11 protein-coding genes and 1 pseudogene are annotated in these 17,152 nt (G+C 45.1%); 7 read left to right on the top strand and 5 right to left on the bottom strand.

Going from position 1 to position 17,152, the window contains the following annotated elements; all coding sequences use genetic code 11:
* Window positions 1–27: 27 nt before the first annotated feature.
* From GLV81_RS08700 to GLV81_RS08685, 4 genes and pseudogenes are all read left to right on the top strand, one after another.
* Window positions 28–3,146, top strand: a pseudogene (locus GLV81_RS08700) (efflux RND transporter permease subunit).
* A gap of 46 nt (window positions 3,147–3,192) precedes the next feature.
* Entirely contained in the window at window positions 3,193–4,461 is a 1,269-nt protein-coding gene (locus GLV81_RS08695) for a TolC family protein (protein ID WP_197429045.1), read from the top strand.
* Between the two features lie 51 nt (window positions 4,462–4,512).
* Window positions 4,513–5,031, top strand: coding sequence for a 5-(carboxyamino)imidazole ribonucleotide mutase (gene purE / locus GLV81_RS08690; RefSeq protein WP_157478519.1), 519 nt, complete (start codon window positions 4,513–4,515; stop codon window positions 5,029–5,031).
* The gene (locus GLV81_RS08685) at window positions 5,021–5,911 is read left to right on the top strand and encodes a DUF6929 family protein (RefSeq protein ID WP_157478518.1); all 891 of its coding nucleotides are present in this window, start codon (window positions 5,021–5,023) and stop codon (window positions 5,909–5,911) included. The genes purE and GLV81_RS08685 overlap by 11 nt, the downstream gene beginning before the upstream one ends.
* Here the strand turns inward: GLV81_RS08685 and bshC are convergent, their stop codons facing one another.
* Window positions 5,912–7,501 (bottom strand): bacillithiol biosynthesis cysteine-adding enzyme BshC, encoded by a 1,590-nt coding sequence (gene bshC / locus GLV81_RS08680; RefSeq protein WP_157478517.1) that lies wholly within the window; start codon window positions 7,499–7,501, stop codon window positions 5,912–5,914.
* 27 nt (window positions 7,502–7,528) lie between these two features.
* Window positions 7,529–8,839 carry a 30S ribosomal protein S12 methylthiotransferase RimO gene (gene rimO, locus GLV81_RS08675; RefSeq protein WP_157478516.1) on the bottom strand — a complete coding sequence of 437 codons (1,311 nt, stop codon included), beginning with the start codon at window positions 8,837–8,839 and terminating at the stop codon, window positions 7,529–7,531.
* A gap of 197 nt (window positions 8,840–9,036) precedes the next feature.
* Here rimO and GLV81_RS08670 point away from each other — a divergent pair, with 197 nt between their 5' ends.
* A complete protein-coding gene (locus GLV81_RS08670) occupies window positions 9,037–9,489 on the top strand; it encodes a hypothetical protein (RefSeq protein WP_157478515.1) in 453 nt (150 codons plus the stop codon).
* 75 nt (window positions 9,490–9,564) lie between these two features.
* Here GLV81_RS08670 and GLV81_RS08665 read toward each other — a convergent pair whose 3' ends face one another.
* Together GLV81_RS08665 and GLV81_RS08660 are read right to left on the bottom strand one after the other, a co-directional pair.
* Complete coding sequence (locus GLV81_RS08665) at window positions 9,565–10,758, bottom strand: pyridoxal phosphate-dependent aminotransferase (protein ID WP_157478514.1); 1,194 nt, start codon at window positions 10,756–10,758, stop codon at window positions 9,565–9,567.
* A 163-nt stretch (window positions 10,759–10,921) separates the two neighbouring features.
* Entirely contained in the window at window positions 10,922–11,470 is a 549-nt protein-coding gene (locus GLV81_RS08660) for a C40 family peptidase (RefSeq protein WP_157478513.1), read from the bottom strand.
* A gap of 230 nt (window positions 11,471–11,700) precedes the next feature.
* On the opposite strand from GLV81_RS08660, the gene secDF reads away from it, so the two are divergent.
* Entirely contained in the window at window positions 11,701–14,727 is a 3,027-nt protein-coding gene (secDF, locus tag GLV81_RS08655; RefSeq protein ID WP_157478512.1) for a protein translocase subunit SecDF, read from the top strand.
* A 130-nt stretch (window positions 14,728–14,857) separates the two neighbouring features.
* A complete protein-coding gene (locus GLV81_RS08650; protein ID WP_157478511.1) occupies window positions 14,858–15,265 on the top strand; it encodes a DUF4332 domain-containing protein in 408 nt (135 codons plus the stop codon).
* 45 nt (window positions 15,266–15,310) lie between these two features.
* Here GLV81_RS08650 and GLV81_RS08645 read toward each other — a convergent pair whose 3' ends face one another.
* Complete coding sequence (locus GLV81_RS08645; protein ID WP_157478510.1) at window positions 15,311–17,119, bottom strand: right-handed parallel beta-helix repeat-containing protein; 1,809 nt, start codon at window positions 17,117–17,119, stop codon at window positions 15,311–15,313.
* Between the last annotated feature and the right edge of the window lie 33 nt (window positions 17,120–17,152).

Below are 17,152 nucleotides of genomic sequence, written 5' to 3'. Positions count from 1 at the left end.
TCTTTTATCAATTCGCAGTTGTAGCGTATGAATATTTCTGAACTGAGTTTGCGGCGGCCCGTATTGGCCATTGTGATCAACCTGCTGATATTGCTGTTTGGCGTTTTGGGCTTTACATTTTTGGGCGTACGGGATTATCCCATGATTGAACCCGCCACCGTAAACGTACGTACCAGTTATGCCGGTGCCAATGCCGACATTATTGAAAGCCAGATTACCGAGCCACTGGAAAAAGCCATCAACAGTGTGCCGGGTATTAAAAACATTACCAGTAACAGCAGTCAGGGCTCTAGTAGCATTACTGTAGAATTTGAACTCGGCATTCCATTGGAAGAAGCGGCCAATGATGTGCGGGATAAAGTATCACAAGCCCAGCGTTCGTTACCCGCCGATTTGGAACAACCTCCTGCTGTTTCCAAGTCGGATGGTGGTGGCGAATCCATCATGTCAATGGGTGTATCGAGCAACACCCGCAACCAATTGGAGATTACTGAGTTTGCCAACAATGTGTTGGTCGACCGTTTGCAAACCATTCCCGGTGTAAGTGGCATTCAGATTTGGGGCGAAAAAAATACGCCATGCGTATTTGGATGCAGCCCGAACGCATGACCAGCCGTGGCGTAACTGCGAATCAAATTTCTCAGGCACTGGTACGTGAAAACGTAGAACTGCCGTCGGGCAAAATTGCCGGCGACAATACAGAACTGACAGTACGTACACTCGGCCGTTTGAACACGGAAGAAGAATTCGAAAATGTCATCATTCGCAGCGATGCCAATGGCATAGTACGATTGAAAGATGTGGCAGAAGTTGTGCTGGGTCCGGAGAATGAAGAGAGTGTATTTAAAGAAGGCGGTGTGCCTACCATTGGTATGGCTATTGTGCCCCAGCCCGGTAGTAACTACATTTCAATTGCCGACGAATTCAACCGTCGTTTCGAACAAATCAAGAAAGAATTGCCCGCCGATATTTCTACCAAAATGTTGCTGGATACCACCAAGCCCATCCGCAACTCGCTGGAAGAAGTAAAAGAAACCCTCATCATTTCTGTTGGATTGGTGGTACTGATTATCTTCTTGTTTTTCCGCAGTTTCAACATGGCATTCCGTCCGCTCATTGATATTCCGGTATCATTGATTGGTGCTTTTTTTATCATGTATTTTTCTGGCTTTAGCATCAATGTACTCACGTTGCTGGCCATTGTACTGGCCACCGGTTTGGTGGTAGACGATGGCATTGTAGTAACAGAAAATATTTACAAGAAAATGGAAAGCGGCATGAACAAATGGGCAGCCGCCAGAGAAGGTTCCAAAGAAATTTACTTCGCTGTTATCTCTACTTCCATTACGCTGGCTGTGGTGTTTTTGCCCATCATTTTTCTGCAGGGTTTTGTGGGCAAACTCTTCCGTGAATTTGGTATTGTGGTAGCCGGTGCGGTACTTATTTCTGCATTGGTTTCCTTAACGCTAACACCTGTACTCAACGTAAAACTGACTCCAAAATCAGGTCCTAAACACGGTCGTTTTTACCATGCTACCGAACCTTTTTTCCGGGGCATGGAAAATGGTTATCGCCACCTGCTCAGCAAATTCATGAAGGTTCGTTGGATTGCATTTGGCATCATCATCCTGAGTGGTTTTGGTATTTATTGGTTTGGCAAAACCTTGCAGAGCGAACTGGCACCACTGGAAGACCGCAGCATGTTCCGGCTTTCTGTAACAGCTCCCGAAGGTACCAGCTACGATGCCATGGTGAAAGCCATGGATCGTTTGCAAAATTTCATCATCGATTCTGTACCTGAGCAACGGGGCGTACTCGCATTTACTGCACCGGGTTTCACTGGTGGTGGTTCTGTCAATTCTGGCTTTGTTCGGGTAGTGCTTAGCGACCCGCAAGAACGTACCCGTACTCAGGGCGATATCGTGAATTACGTGCAAAAAAATCTCTATCGTTTTCCGGAGGTGCGGGCCTTTGCAGCACAGGAACAAACGATTCAACAAAACCGCCGTGGCGGACAGCCGGTACAGTTTGTGATTCAAAACAACAACTTCGACAAACTGCGTAGTGTGCTGCCCAAATTTTTAGAAGCGGCCAAAGAAAGCAATGTGCTCGTAGGTGTAGATGCCGATTTGAAATTCAACAAACCTGAAGTAAGAGTTGAAGTAGACCGACTGAAGGCCAGTGAACTGGGTGTAAGTGTGGCCGATGTGTCTGAAACACTGCAACTGGCACTCACCAACCGCCGTTTGGGCTATTTCATGATGAATGGCAAACAGTATCAGGTAATGGGTCAGGTAGACCGCGGCGACCGTGATGACCCTTCGGATTTGAAACAGTATTTTGTACGCAACAACCGCGGACAAATGATATCGCTGGACAACCTGGTGACGATTGCTGAAGAAACAACGCCGCCCAGTATTTATCACTACAACCGTTATAAGTCGGCTACTATTTCTGCAGGTTTGGCAGAAGGCAAAACCGTTGGCGATGGTATTAAAGTGATGAACGACCTGAAAGCAAAATTCCTTGACGATAGTTTTGAAGCTTCGCTTACCGGTACCAGCCGCGACTTTGCTGAAAGTCAGGGTAACACGAACTTTGCATTGATGCTTGCATTGGTACTCATCTTCCTGGTACTGGCAGCACAATTCGAAAGCTTCATCGATCCCTTCATCATCATGGTAACCGTACCGCTGGCATTGGCCGGTGGTTTGCTGAGTTTGTATCTCTTTGATCAAACCATCAACATCTTCTCACAAATTGGTATGATTATGTTGATTGGACTGGTGACGAAAAATGGTATCCTGATTGTGGAATTTGCCAACCAGCAACAAGAGAAAGGATTGAAAAAATATGATGCAGCTATTGAAGCAGCCACACAACGTTTGCGCCCCATCCTCATGACCAGTTTGGCCATGGCATTGGGTGCGTTGCCCATTGCATTGTCGTTGGGTGCTGCCGCCACCAGCCGTATTCCGTTGGGTGTGGTTATTGTGGGAGGTATCAGCTTTTCGTTGTTGCTCACCCTGTTTGTAGTACCTGCCGTGTATTCGTTTTTAAGTACCCGCAAAAAAGGTATTCCTGAAGCCATGATGCAGGATACCAGTTTGCACAGCAAAGAAGAATTAGCAAATGCAGAAATGTAATAACCGATATACGAGAATGTGGATGACTGCAGCCATTTGTTGCTGTATGATTCTTCCAGCAACTGCACAAACTGTGCTCACGTTGAATGATGCTATTCAACAGGCGTTGTCTAAAAACTTCGACTTGCAAATAGCCCGTAACGATGAGGAAGTAGCCAACCTGCTCAACAACTGGGGCAATGCTGGTCGACTGCCTACTGTGTCTGCTGCTGCCGGATACAATTTCAGCAACAATAATCTTGACCAACGCTTATCGAACGGCACCAATATCAAACGCAATGGTGCTAGTTTCCAAAGTGAAAATGCTTCGGTAGTGGCGCAGTGGCGTGTGTTCAACGGTTTCAGAGTGGTGGCTGCCAAAAGCCGTTTGCAAGAGCAACAAAAAATTGCCAACCTGAATGTGCGACAGCAGGCAAACGTGTTGGTGTATAATGTGATTAGTGCGTACATCAATCTGTTGCGTTTTCAGGCACAGCAAAAAGCCAATCAGGAAACATTATCGCTGTTTGAGGAACGCATGAAGCTGGCGGAAAACCGCTTCAACATTGGCGTAGCCGGCAAAAGCGACTACCTGCAAGCGGCCGCTGATTACAATGCTGCAAAGACCAACATCATGACCATTGAGAATAACATTGAGCAAGAAAAAGTACGGCTCAATAATATTCTTTCCCGCAATCCATCGGAAGCATTTACCACATCTGATGCTTCCATTACAGATGTTGCATTTGACGACCGGGATAAAATTCTGGCAGCCATTGACACACTCAATCCATCACTATTGATGGCCCGTTCACAGTTGGCTGTTTTGTATCAGCAGCAAAGAGAAATCAATGCCAACCGTTTGCCCACAGTTACGCTCAATGCAGGTGCCGGTTTAAACAATTCTGTCAACAGTGCCGGTTTCACGTTGCGCAACACAACTTACGGACCAAATGCTGGCATCCAATTGGCAGTGCCCATTTTTCAAGGCGGTGTGGTGAAGCAAAACCTGAAAGTAAATGCGGTACAGCAAAAGAGCCAGCAGGTACAAATTGAAAGCCTACGTAACGATTTGATGACGGCATTAGCCGCAGCCTACAACAATTACAACAACGCCAAGAAACTATACGATTTGGAGTTGCAAACTTTGGAAGTGGTAAAAGAAAACAATGTGATTGCCATGGAACGTTTTCGCAAGGCCAGCATCACGTCTGTTGAACTACGCCAAACACAAATCAACCTGATCGAATCGCAAACCCGCATGATTAATGCCCGCTATCAAATGAAGCAGGCAGAAGCCGATGTAATGCTGGTGATGGGCAAACTGGTAGAATAAGTTTTGTGTGTTTGCAGCACCATTCATTTTCTTTGCAGCAAAACAACCACTATGCAACAACCACTCGTCGGCATCATCATGGGCAGCGACAGCGACTTACCCATTATGCAGGAAGCAGCTAACGTGCTGCAACATTTCGGCATAGCCTATGAGCTCACAGTGGTATCGGCACACCGCACTCCTGCCCGCATGATGCAGTATGCACAATCGGCCCGCAGTCGCGGTTTGAAAGTGATTATTGCCGGAGCCGGCGGTGCAGCTCACTTACCTGGCATGGTGGCATCGCTTACGCCTTTACCTGTGATTGGCGTTCCCGTTAAATCTTCCAACTCAATTGATGGCTGGGATTCTATTTTATCCATTTTGCAAATGCCCAATGGTATACCCGTTGCAACAGTTGCATTGAATGCCGCAAAAAATGCAGGCATACTTGCTGCCTCAATTATCGGTAGCTTTAATGCTACAATTGGCGATCAGGTTGAAGCATACAAACAAGAAATGGAAGCAGCCGTACTGGGCAAAGTGGCGCATTTGCGTCAGCAAGGTCATCCTAATGGTTTTGACCAGTAATCTGCTGATTGCACAACCAGTCATTACTTTACAAAAAGCTACTCAGCTCCCATTTTTTCAAAGCATCACAGCACTCGAATATTTCGACAGAAGCATTATGGCCATTGGCAATGATGCCACCCGCATTTTTGTGCTCAACGAAAATCATGAAGTGCTGGATAGTTTATCGCTGTTTGATTATCCCAAAAAAATAGGCAAGCCACTCGGCAATGCAGGCATTCAGGCCACGGCCATAGTAACAGTTGCCAATAACCCGGCTTTGCTCATCATGGGATCAGGTGAGCAACGTACCGACAAAAGCGATATCTGGTTGTTTCCGCTCAAAGGCAAAACCTACAGCGAATTGTATACGCCGGCATTAACAATCCCCGACTTTTTCAAACGCATCAGGAAAATGGGTGTTGCACAAATATCGATTGAAGGAGCCGCAGAAGTAAATGGCCGCATTGTTTTAGCAAATGCCGCTGCTACAACAAACGACATCAATCATTTCATTGTGACTGAATTTGACTTTTGGGCAAAGGGTGCCATGGCTGATATAACCGTGATTGAATTAAAAGTTCCCCCCACCAAAAACATTCGGGTGACAGGATTAGAATTTGATGCGAAGGAAGATTTACTCTTGTTTTCTGCCTCTTCCATCAACAATAGCAATGGCTATATTGGTATCATTCAACAAGCATCGAAAAAGATGAAGCAACCTACCATTGCTACCAACTACCTGCTTTCGTTACACGATAAAGTACCTGCATTAAACGGGCAGAAATTGCAATCTATTTGTTTGGGAAAATCCACCATTCCCGGCGAAATCATAATACACGTTTGTGCTATTGATGCCAATAGTCAGTGCTTTGTGTACAAGCTTTCGATGAAGCAATGATTACAAATCGACGATGGTAAAAGACGGCTCAATTGCTGGTGAGGCATCATAAATTTCTTGCAGCAAACCCGGGCCGTATTGTGCCAAAAATGGCATCACGTTTTCTACCCGCTCTTGCAAGCCACCGTTGGGAAACAATTGTGCTTTCAGTTTCTCCGCCTGCCTGCCCCGATCGCCGAGTTGCTTGCGGGCAGCCCGTTTCATTTTTTTGTGCAAAGCACGAAGTCCTTTGAGTGCCGCTGTATGCAACGATGCAACATAGGGTTGTAATGTCACATCAATTTTAGCCACAGCCTCCTGCCATTGGCTGTATTGCTTTTGTAATTGTGCTTCTTCTTTGGCTACATCAATGGTTGCATCATTATTGGCTGCAGCCATGACATCCAGCAATGTTTGCAGCGGTTGAAACAAATCAGCATAACTCCATGCTAGTTTTCGTTGCAATGCTTGTTGCTTCTCATCGATGAGCAGCAAAGAGTTGCGCAGCATAAGTACCGGAAACGGCACGTTTGCTTTTTCAAACACGGCCTTGAGCTCCATCCAATAGGCTAACTCACCTCCACCGCCAATAAATACCACGTTGGGCAAAATGGTTTCTTGCAACAAGCCCCGCAAAATCACATTGGGACTGAAACATTCTGGATTGGATTCGGTGAGTGCGAACATTTCTTCTTTGGTCCAGGATAAATTCAAAGCGTTCACCACATATTGATGACCGACTTTTTCAATGCGTTCTCTGGCGCCTGATGCATCAAGGTAAAACATGTTAATGGGTCTGCCCTTTACCTGCACTTTGTAATGCTGTTCCAGCAAAGCAGTGGTAGCATCTACAGCAGGTTGCGAAAAATTGCCTTCCAGTTCCCGCTGAATCACGGACACGAATTGACGTTTCAATGCAGCATTGTCGGGTACCACAATCAGCAGGCCAAATTCTGCAAAGAGTTGGTTCACCAAACTAAAAGTGGCTTCCTGAATATTGGGTTTGCTATACGCAGTCCGCAGGAGGTTCACCATGTAAGGGCCGAATGGCAGCTGCACAAACTGTCCTTCTAATTGACGGATAAGCGGTTCTACATTTTCCGTTTTCATTCTGCCCACTGCACCCGTTTGTTGCGTTTGCCATTCCCGCTTTTCGCCATCAATAAAAAAGTGGCCGAGCTCATCCAGATCAGCATCTTCGCTACCCATGTAATACACAGGCACAAATTGCTGCTGCGGAAATTGCTTGTTCAACTCATCGGCCAGCTTAATGGCATGAATGATTTTGTAAATGAAATACAATGGCCCTGTAAACAAGTTGGGCTGATGTGCCGTGGTAATGGTGAAACAGTTGGGTTGCAGCAATGCTTCCAAATGAGCAACTTGTTTGCTGGTCAAAGTTTCAGTAGCATATTGGTTTTTCAATTCGTCTACGAGCAATGTACGATTGACAGTATGATTGGCTTTGGCAGCAATAGCTTGCTCTATGCCCTGCACATCGGGTCGATGCGCATAGAAAGGTTGTAAAGCCGGAGCATCTGCTAAATAATCAATCACCAGCTTTGAAAAAGCTTGGGTTTCCGCATAACTAATTCCAACTCTGTTTTTCATACATGCAAACTCGATATACCAACAAGCTTATTGAGCAATCACACCTTCTAAATCGTAATCGTAGGCCTTGGTAATGGTGACAGGATAGAACTGGCCAATCTCCAGTTTTTTAGCTGATTGAATCACCACTTCATTGTCCACTTCTACACTATCAAACTCAGTTCTTCCGAGGTAGCGGCCAGCTTCTTTTTTATCTATAAGTACTTTCAACGTCTTGCCTACTTTCTCCTGATTTTTTTCGTAGCTGATTTCCTGCTGCACTTCCATGATTTCTTGTGCACGGGCCTGCTTTTCATCGGCAGGTACATCGTCCACTACATCATAGGCGCTGGTACCTTCTTCATGGCTATAAGTAAAAATGCCCACCCTGTCGAAACGCATTTTTTCCAAAAAGGTTTTCAGTTCTTCTACATCGTCCCGTGTTTCACCAGGGTAGCCTGCGATAAGCGTTGTACGCAAGCAAATTTCTGGCAGTTTGTGCCGGATGGCACCTACCAGATCTTCCATTTCTTCGCGGGTTATCTGCCGCTTCATGGCTTTCAGCATATTGTTGCTGGCATGCTGCAGCGGCATATCGAGGTAGTTGCAAATGTTTGGCCGGTCTTTAATCGCATCAATGATTTCCAAAGGAAACTTGGAGGGATAGGCATAATGCAGTCGAATCCATTCCAGTCCTTCTACATCTGCCAGTTTGTGCAGCAGGTCGGGCAATGTGCGTTTTTTGTACAGGTCCAGCCCATAGTAAGTAAGCTCCTGTGCTATCAGCATTACTTCTTTCACCCCTTTTTGAACCAGCGCTTTGGCTTCATCCACCAAAGCATCCATAGGTTTACTTACATGGCCACCACGCATCAGCGGAATGGCACAAAAGGAACAGGTACGATTGCAACCTTCACTTATTTTCATGTAGGCATAATGCTTGGGCGTACTAAGCATGCGTTCGCCCAACAGCTCCGATTTGTAATCGGCGTTGAATTGTTTGAGCATTAATGGCAGCTCCATGGTACCAAACCAGGCATCCACTTCTGGTATTTCGGCTTCAAGCTGGTTACGGTAGCGTTCGCTGAGGCAACCGGTTACATACACTTTATCGAGCTTTCCTTTCTTCTTCAGTTCTACCTGATCAAGAATGGTATTGACACTTTCTTCTTTGGCTTTATCGATGAAACCGCAGGTATTTACCACTACGATGTTGTGGTCGAGTTTACCCGATTCATGCACCACAGCTATTTCATTGGCCCGGAGCTGACCACCCAAGGTTTCGCTGTCGACGAGGTTTTTGCTGCACCCGAGGGTGATGATGTTGACTTTATCCTTTGTAAGGCTTCTCACTTTCATGGCGGCAAAGGTAGGCCTGCCAATGTATGGTTGTAACGACCTGAATAGTTTTAGCAAATTGTCCTTCGCCTACATTTTCGACACTTACATCTATTCACAATACACATTCATCTATACACAGCTGCTTGTTGAAACCATCTTCTCCCATATTTTCGTTGTAACGAACTCAAAACCAACCCGAATTAAACAACTTTTGTATGCTATTTCAATGGGAGATGCTCCTGCATCAAGCTGTCATGGTTTTCTTGCTTATAAGTGCATCTGTAATAGCAATCGTCATTAATCAGGCTGATTTATCAGGAAAGAAAAAGCTGACGCTTCTTCGGTTCATCAGCAGTTTCAATTTACTAGTTGTTATTCCAGCTGCGCTTTTTTTACTGCTGGTAAATCTCTACGGCATTGCTCAAATTGAGTACAAGACCTTGGAAAATTCGCTGATGAGAGGTTTGATAGCCTTAACTGGATTATTAACGCTACTCATTGGTCTTTTCAGAATCCTGAAACTTTCAAAGGAAGGTTTAGCCGAGATTAAACGCAAATCGATCATGGCCTCCAAATACCAGGTTATTTTTCAGAAAATCAGAAGTGCCTTCATGTTTATCATGCTTTCTGTAGTCATTTGTTTTTGGATTTTGTTTCTAAACAGATAATCTGCAACAAGTCAATATCAAAAAGGGCTGCTCCATTTGGAACAGCCCTTTTTATATGATGTATGAAAAAATAGATTACTGTAAACTCAGCAACGCATCTTTAATACGGGTAAATCCTTTCTGTATGTCTTCGCGGCTGGCAGCATAGCTAATGCGGATGCAGTTGGGCTCACCAAATGCGCCACCTGTTACGGTACTTACATGGGCTTTTTCCAGCAAAAACATGCAGAGTTCGTCAGCATTGGCAATCACAGTGTCGCCTGCTTTTTTGCCGAAGTAATAGCTTACATCAGGAAACACGTAAAAGGCACCTGCTGGCTCATCAATTCTGATATTGGGAATGGCCGACAACAATTCCATCACCATGCTTCTGCGGGCACTAAATTCCTTTACCATGTCAGCAGTAGGCTGCATATCGCCGAGCAACGCTGCTACTGCACCCTGCTGGGTTACAGCATTGGCGCCACTGGTAAATTGTCCCTGCAGTTTGTCACATGCTTTTACCAAATCTACATTAGAGCAAGCTATATAACCCAGGCGGTAGCCTGTCATGGCATAGCCTTTACTCAAACCATTGACGATAATGACACGATCTTTAATGCTGGCAAACTGCGCAATGGATTCATGCTTACCTACGTAATTGGTGTATTCATAAATTTCATCACTCATAATCCAAATGCCGGGATGCTTTTCAAAAACAGGCACCAATGCCGCCAGTTCTTCTTTTGAATACACAGTACCGGTTGGGTTGTTGGGCGAAGAAAACATGAACAGCTTGGTGTTGGGCGTAATAGCTGCCTCCAACTCCTCCGGAGAAATTTTAAATTTTGATTCCAAAGAAGTGCGTACCAAAATAGGATTGGCACCTGCCAAACGAACCACTTCTGAATAGCTTACCCAATATGGTGTCGGAATAATCACATCATCTCCTTCTTCCACTGTGGCCAGTACCAGATTGGCAATGCTTTGCTTGGCACCGGTTGACACCAGTGTATGCTCAGGCAGATAGTCCAGATTATTGTCCCGCTTCAGTTTAGTGCAAATGGCCTGACGCAATTCGGGATAACCAGCCACCGGCGGATAATGCGAATAGTTGTTGTTGACTGCATCTACCAGCGCCTTTTTAATATGGTCGGGTGTATCAAAATCGGGTTCACCCAGGCTCAGGCCTACTACATCGTGGCCTTGAGCACGAAGTTCACGGGCCAGCTTGGCCATTTTCAGCGTTTCGGGCTCATTAAACTTCTGCAGTCTTGTAGCTAATTTCATTGTATTCGGAATAATAGAGGTTTTATAAACGCCGCAAAGGTAATTCAATCAACCATGCTAGTTGATGGCAGATTTCTAAACATTTGACCAGCAACTTGGTGTTTCTAAAAACACAAAGGGCTTTTATTGAATGAAAAACAACGGAAACGAATGCGTTCAATAATCAAGGCTTTGTAGCATTTGTTTTTTTGATACGCCCGGCAGCAGTGAAATATTTTTTCCAGTAAGCTTCTTGCAGGCTGCTAATCATAACGCCTTTGCTGGTACTGGCATGGTAAAAGAATCCGTTCCACAAATACAATCCCGCATGACTGGGCTTTTGGCTGTTGATGGAAAAGAACACCAGGTCTCCCTCTTGCAAAGAATCAACAGGAATCATCAGCGAACGGGCAAATAAATCCGCAGTTGTTCTGGGTGTTTGTTGTTGGTACACCTCTTTGTACAACTGCAGAATTAAACCACTGCAATCAATACCTGCGGCCGAATTGCCCCCCAACTTATATGGCACACCCCGCCACTTTTCTAAACCAGCCAGCAACTGAGGATTGACATTGGCTGGAACTACAATGCCCAGTTTGGGGTGCACCATGCCAGTGCCCGAAGTAACGGCCGGGGGTACAGTTGGCGTGTCCGGCTTTTTGCGGGCAGCACAACTGCTGAGCAACAAGCCACAAACAACAATCATCCACCATTGCACAGAAACCGATTTCATGCAGCAATGGTAAAGCGCAGCCTCTACTTAGGCCACACGCAAATTTTACCATCAGCCCTGCAGTTGTGGAAATCCTTATTCTACTAGCTTTACCGGCAGGTTGCTGGTGGATAGACAGCCGGAAATATCGGCTGCAAAATCAATTTTCCCCCCATTGTGCAAAACCCTACTATGTGCCATCAATTCCCCTATTTTTGCCACCCATTTAAAATCTGGTTAATTCTGTTTGTATGCAAATGAAAGGTTTGGTGCGTGTTTTTGCCGCACTCATGGTCATTTTTAGCTTGTACCAGTTGTCTTTCACCTGGTTTGTAAGCAGCCATGAAAAGAAGATGAAGGAGAAGGCCGAGAAGCAGGTGAAGGCTACCATGCCCGCCGCAGCGGCCAAGTACCCTGGCGATAAAAAACTGCAGGAACTGTACCAGGACACCCTGGACGCTGCCATTCAAACCCGCTACCAGCGCCTGCTGGACAGCACCAGCCAGCAAAAAATTACCTGGTGGGGTTTCAATTACAAAGATGCCAAGGACCAGGAAGCCAAGCTGGGTCTCGACCTGCAAGGCGGTATGAACGTAACGCTTGAAGTAGGCATGGCCGACTTCCTTCGTTCTAAAAGCGGCTACAGTGCAGACAAGGCATTTAACGAAGCGCTGAACAAGGCTGTAGCGCAAAAAGCTACTACTGGTCTCGATCTCATTGACTTGTTTGTACAGCAATACAAAGCAGTAGCTCCCAACAACAAATTGGCGCCATTGTTTATTGCCAACAGCAACAAACGCATTAACCTCGAAAGCACTGATGCTCAAGTAATCACTTACCTGCGTCAGGAATCTGATGTTGCCTTTACCAACACCTTCAACATTCTCCAAAATCGTATCGACCGTTTTGGTGTGGCTTCTCCCACCATCAACCCCGATAAGGTGAAGAAGATCATTACAGTTGAACTGGCTGGTGTAACCGATAAAGAACGTGTACGTCGTTATTTGCAGAGTTCAGCTAACCTGCAGTTCTTCGAATTGTACAATATTGGTGAAATTGGCCAAAGTTTCCAGGCTGCTGAAGAAGGTTTGGCTGTTGCACTCAACAGCACAGGTGCCGACAGCGCCAGCTTTGCTAAGATTGATTCATTACTGAAAAAAGATACAACCGCTGCAGGTCAGGCCAAGCGTTTCCCTGTATCGAGCTTGTTGCAAATTTTGCAACCACAGCAAGACCAGAGTGGCAAGGTTATTTTCCCCGGTCCCATTGGCTATGTACAAACAAAAGATACAGCTGTACTCGGCGAACGGATGCGTAATCCTGCATTCGCTGGTCAGTTCCCTTCTACATTGAAATTTGTATACGGCTATAGCGGTGGCGAAAATGAAAAGACCAATGGCATCATGGCATTGTATGCGCTGAAAACCGTAGATGGTCAACGTGCCAAGCTGGAAGGCGAACATGTAAGCGATGCCCGTCAGGACTATGACGAACGTGGCCGTGTAGCCATCAAAATGGAAATGGACAATGCCGGTGCCAAAATTTGGGCCCGCATGACAGAGCAAAACGTGGGCAAAGGCATCGCCATTGTACTCGACGATTTTGTTCAAACTGCTCCAACAGTAAATGGTCCTATCCCCAACGGTAGTTCAGAAATTACTGGTAGCTACGAAGTAAAAGAAGCACAGGATGTATCTGAAATGCTGAAGAGCGGTAAGCTCCCTGCTCCTGCTAAAATTGTTGCTGAGCAAGTGGTTGGAGCCACTTTGGGTGAAGACGCCGTTAATGGCGGTTCTCTGGCATTCATCATCAGCTTTGCCGTCATCTTCGCCTTCATGTTGTTGTACTACAACAACAGCGGATGGATTGCCAACATTTCACTGATTCTGAACCTGCTGTTTACCATTTCTATCCTCACGGCCATGGGGGCCACCTTTACCGCTGCAGGTATTGCCGGTTTGGTACTCACCATTGGTATGGCGGTAGATACCAACGTAATCATTTTCGAACGTATTAAAGACGAACTGAGTTGGGGACGTAATTATCAAACAGCGGTAAACAATGGTTACCGTCGTTCATTGGCGCCTGTATTGGATGCTCACGTTACCACTTTCCTTACTGCAGCTATTTTGTACTACTTCGGTTTGGGTCCTGTTCGTGGTTTTGCTTACGTTCAAATGTGGGGTATTGTCCTCAACTTGTTCTGTGGCATCCTCATCAGCCGTACCATCACCGATTGGTTTACCAACAAACAGCGCCACCTGGAATATTTCACCGCTATCGGTACCAAAATTTTCCAGCATGCCAAATACAAATTCATTGAGTTCCGCAAGGTTGCTTACGGCATTTCTGTGGTGGTAGCCTTGTTGGGTATTGGTTCTTTGATTTATGGCTTTGACTACGGTGTAGAATTCAAAGGTGGTCGTAGCTATACCATCCGTTTCAACGAAAAAGTTGACAACGAAGATGTACGTGTAGAGTTGCAGAAAGTATTTGGCGAGTACCCCATTGTAAAAACTTTGGGTGGTCAAAACCAACTGAACATTACTACAGCCTATAAGATTGAAGAAGTAGGTGCCAATATCGACAGCACAGTAGAACGTACATTGTATACTGGTTTGAATAAGTTCCTTCCTCAGGGCACCAGCTTCGAAGCATTTGAAACAGTACACAAGGTGGGTTCACAAACGGTATTGCCTACCATTTCTGAAGACCTGAAGCGTGGTGCTATTTTGGCCACCATCTTCTCTATCCTCATTATTGTAGGTTACATCTTTATTCGTTTCCGCGACTGGCGTTACAGCGTTGGTACCATTGTAGCTTTGCTGCACGACGTATTCATAACATTGGCAGTATTCAGCTTCCTGCGTCATGTAGTGCCGTTCTCACTCGAAATTGACCAGCACTTTATTGCTGCGATTCTGACGGTGATCGGTTTCTCTATGAACGATACCATCATTGTATTTGACCGGATTCGTGAAAACAGTAAGAACATGCCTACTGCTGATAACGGTACCATTATCAACAAATCTATCAATGATACTTTGAGCCGTACCATCATGACATCTGTAACAGTGTTCCTCACCATCCTCATTCTGTTTGTTGTAGGTGGCGAAGTGACCAAAGGCTTTGCATTTGCCATGTTGATTGGTGTAATCACCGGTACTTACTCATCTATTTTTGTAGCGGCCCCCATCTTGGTTGACTTTGCAAAAGGTCGTCATCTTGGCGATAGTGGAGCGCAGGCAAAAGCCAAGCCGGCAAGTACAAAAGCGTAATCGATTGCTTGTGATGTATATTCTAAAACCACCTCAATATGAGGTGGTTTTTTTTATGTAAGATTATGAACCACAGCATGGTAAAACAAAAGATAAGTACCTAAATTGCCCTCCATATAAAGATCATCATATGCCCTACAAAATCATTGACATCGAAGGAATTGGCGAAACGTACGGAGCCCGGTTGAATAAAGAAGGAATTATGACCACAACCGACCTGCTAAAACTGGGCGGCACCAAGCAAGGCCGTTCAAAAATTGCAGCTGCAACGCATCTTCCGGAGAGCCTGATTTTGACCTGGGTTAACCATGCCGATTTGATGCGCATTAAAGGCATTGCCGGACAAATAAGTGAACTGCTGGAAGCTGCCGGTGTGGACAGCGTAATGGAACTAAAAGGCCGTAATGCAACTAACTTGCATGAAAAACTGATGGCTGTAAATGAGGAGTTTGGCCTATCTGGCAAAGTACCATCAGTTCATGAGCTGGAAGCCATGATTGCCGAAGCAAAAACGATGTCACCTGCTATTGAGCATTGATAGGATTACTAATTTGAATAACCATAAATACGGGTCAGTGAATTATCACTGGCCCGTATTGCTGATAAGTAAATGGGCTCCACTTTGAGTGGTTACTTGTTGCTGGTTGCTGTTCAAACTTCTGCACCAGGCCAAACCCGAAATAGTAACAGCATGTTGCAATACAACATCATCTTCAGATGTTGGAACTCTACCTACATTCCATGTTGTTGGATCATTCCAGGCACCCGTTTTTACAGTTGTAATGCTGGGATAAAAACTTAACACAAAAGTACCTAAAGCTGCACTGGTATGTTTTGGAGGCATGGGTGTAATACCCAATGTTGGCGCCACTTCCGTCAATTTCATCGGCAGCTTAAAACTTGTCCCATTATACAATCCTTTACTCAACGGTACATACAAAGAACGTTGTACATCATACAATGAAAACTGCATGCCGTTGTGCTCACTAAAGTTGTGGTTTATGAGCATCGAATCTAACTGCGCATAATTCATGACCGTGATATAATAAGTATTTCGGCTATACTTATTGCGCCTTACAAAAGCATACTGCTCTGTAAATGGACCATTTACAAAATTGCTGTGCTGATCAATATTGAAACTGTCCTTCCATTTGGTAAATGTCAAATTATTAAATGGCGAATTATATGCCGGTTCATTGGTACGGTATGTATTGCTGTCCCAATTAGGAAAAGGAGTTGCACCTGTTGCTAATTCAATCACATTTCTTACGCCGTCGTTATTGGGCTTATAGCTATACAAAAAGTTGTGTTTAAAAACGCCACTATCCCATTGGTGCAATAGCATAGGTAGTGGATCACCGTAGAGATGATTTCTGGTGAAGATTACAAAGCTGTCAGACAAAGTTTCATCCTGATAACCGAGCTCCGTATTCTCTCTGAAATCCCAATATTTCCAATATTGCTGATTGATATTGTCGGCCGTATCTCTGTACAATACATTATCCGTCAGGTATAAAGCACTCACTCTGGTAACGCCGGGCGTAGCATTGGTTCTGCCACTGGTTTCTGCACCAGCAACAAAATTTTTCCTTCTTGCCTGCGTTGGTCGGGTTAAAGCTCCTGAATTGAAAATGGTGGTACTGTCAATAATCAACCCCTTCAGTTTATTGGCAGTGGCAGAAGAATAAAATTGAATGCCTGTACTAAAACCATTGAATAAAAAACTATTCCGTACGGCCTTGGGTTTGGCAGCGTCTCCGTTTTGCGTATAAATGCCCGGACCGTGGCCGCGGTCTAACGCAGAAAAGCCAGTGTTGTAAATGAAACAGCCATAAATTTCAGCATCCAGAGCGGTACTCCAATAGCCAACACCCACACCAGGCGTATCATGAATTTTACAATTGATGATTCGTGTACTGTTGCCATAAATTTCCATACCAATACTTTGGTGTAAATCAGTGGCTGTATTGATGCCGCTGGCATTACTAATGCGGGTGGGCGATGAATTTTCAATTTCAATGCCAACCAGCCAAACATAGTTACCTACAACTTCAAGTGTTTTTACATTGTTATTCAAACCCGTATAACTATCTAACACAACCCGTTCTCCGGGATAAGCCTGATACACCAAGGGTTTTGATACTGTGCCATCAGCATCCAAAATAAAAGTACCGCTGTATTTTCCGCCTCTTATCCAAACAGTATCGCCTCCGGTAAGTCTTGATGCAGGCATTCGAAACGCGGTGTCTAATGCCCATGGTTGTGTAAACGTACCGGGATTATTAGGATGTCCATTGACCGCTACAAAAAACTGCCTGCCGCTGGCGGGTACCAGCAATGCATTACCAAGTAACAACACGACAACAACAATGGAAATATTCAATAACCGCATACATCAATTTTCGATTCAGGAATATACGGTTCA

Origin of the sequence: Phnomibacter ginsenosidimutans (assembly GCF_009740285.1) — a bacterium.
GTDB lineage: Bacteria > Bacteroidota > Bacteroidia > Chitinophagales > Chitinophagaceae > Phnomibacter > Phnomibacter ginsenosidimutans.
This window is presented reverse-complemented; position numbering and strand designations above follow the sequence as displayed.

Coding starts and splice junctions, on each gene's coding strand:
- GLV81_RS08670 (WP_157478515.1), top strand. CDS start 9,037: ATGCTATTTCAATGGGAGATGCTCCTGCATCAAGCTGTCATGGTTTTC.
- GLV81_RS08695 (WP_197429045.1), top strand. CDS start 3,193: ATGATTCTTCCAGCAACTGCACAAACTGTGCTCACGTTGAATGATGCT.
- GLV81_RS08660 (WP_157478513.1), bottom strand. CDS start 11,470: ATGAAATCGGTTTCTGTGCAATGGTGGATGATTGTTGTTTGTGGCTTG.
- GLV81_RS08665 (WP_157478514.1), bottom strand. CDS start 10,758: ATGAAATTAGCTACAAGACTGCAGAAGTTTAATGAGCCCGAAACGCTG.
- purE (WP_157478519.1), top strand. CDS start 4,513: ATGCAACAACCACTCGTCGGCATCATCATGGGCAGCGACAGCGACTTA.
- rimO (WP_157478516.1), bottom strand. CDS start 8,839: ATGAAAGTGAGAAGCCTTACAAAGGATAAAGTCAACATCATCACCCTC.
- GLV81_RS08645 (WP_157478510.1), bottom strand. CDS start 17,119: ATGCGGTTATTGAATATTTCCATTGTTGTTGTCGTGTTGTTACTTGGT.
- GLV81_RS08650 (WP_157478511.1), top strand. CDS start 14,858: ATGCCCTACAAAATCATTGACATCGAAGGAATTGGCGAAACGTACGGA.
- bshC (WP_157478517.1), bottom strand. CDS start 7,501: ATGAAAAACAGAGTTGGAATTAGTTATGCGGAAACCCAAGCTTTTTCA.
- secDF (WP_157478512.1), top strand. CDS start 11,701: ATGCAAATGAAAGGTTTGGTGCGTGTTTTTGCCGCACTCATGGTCATT.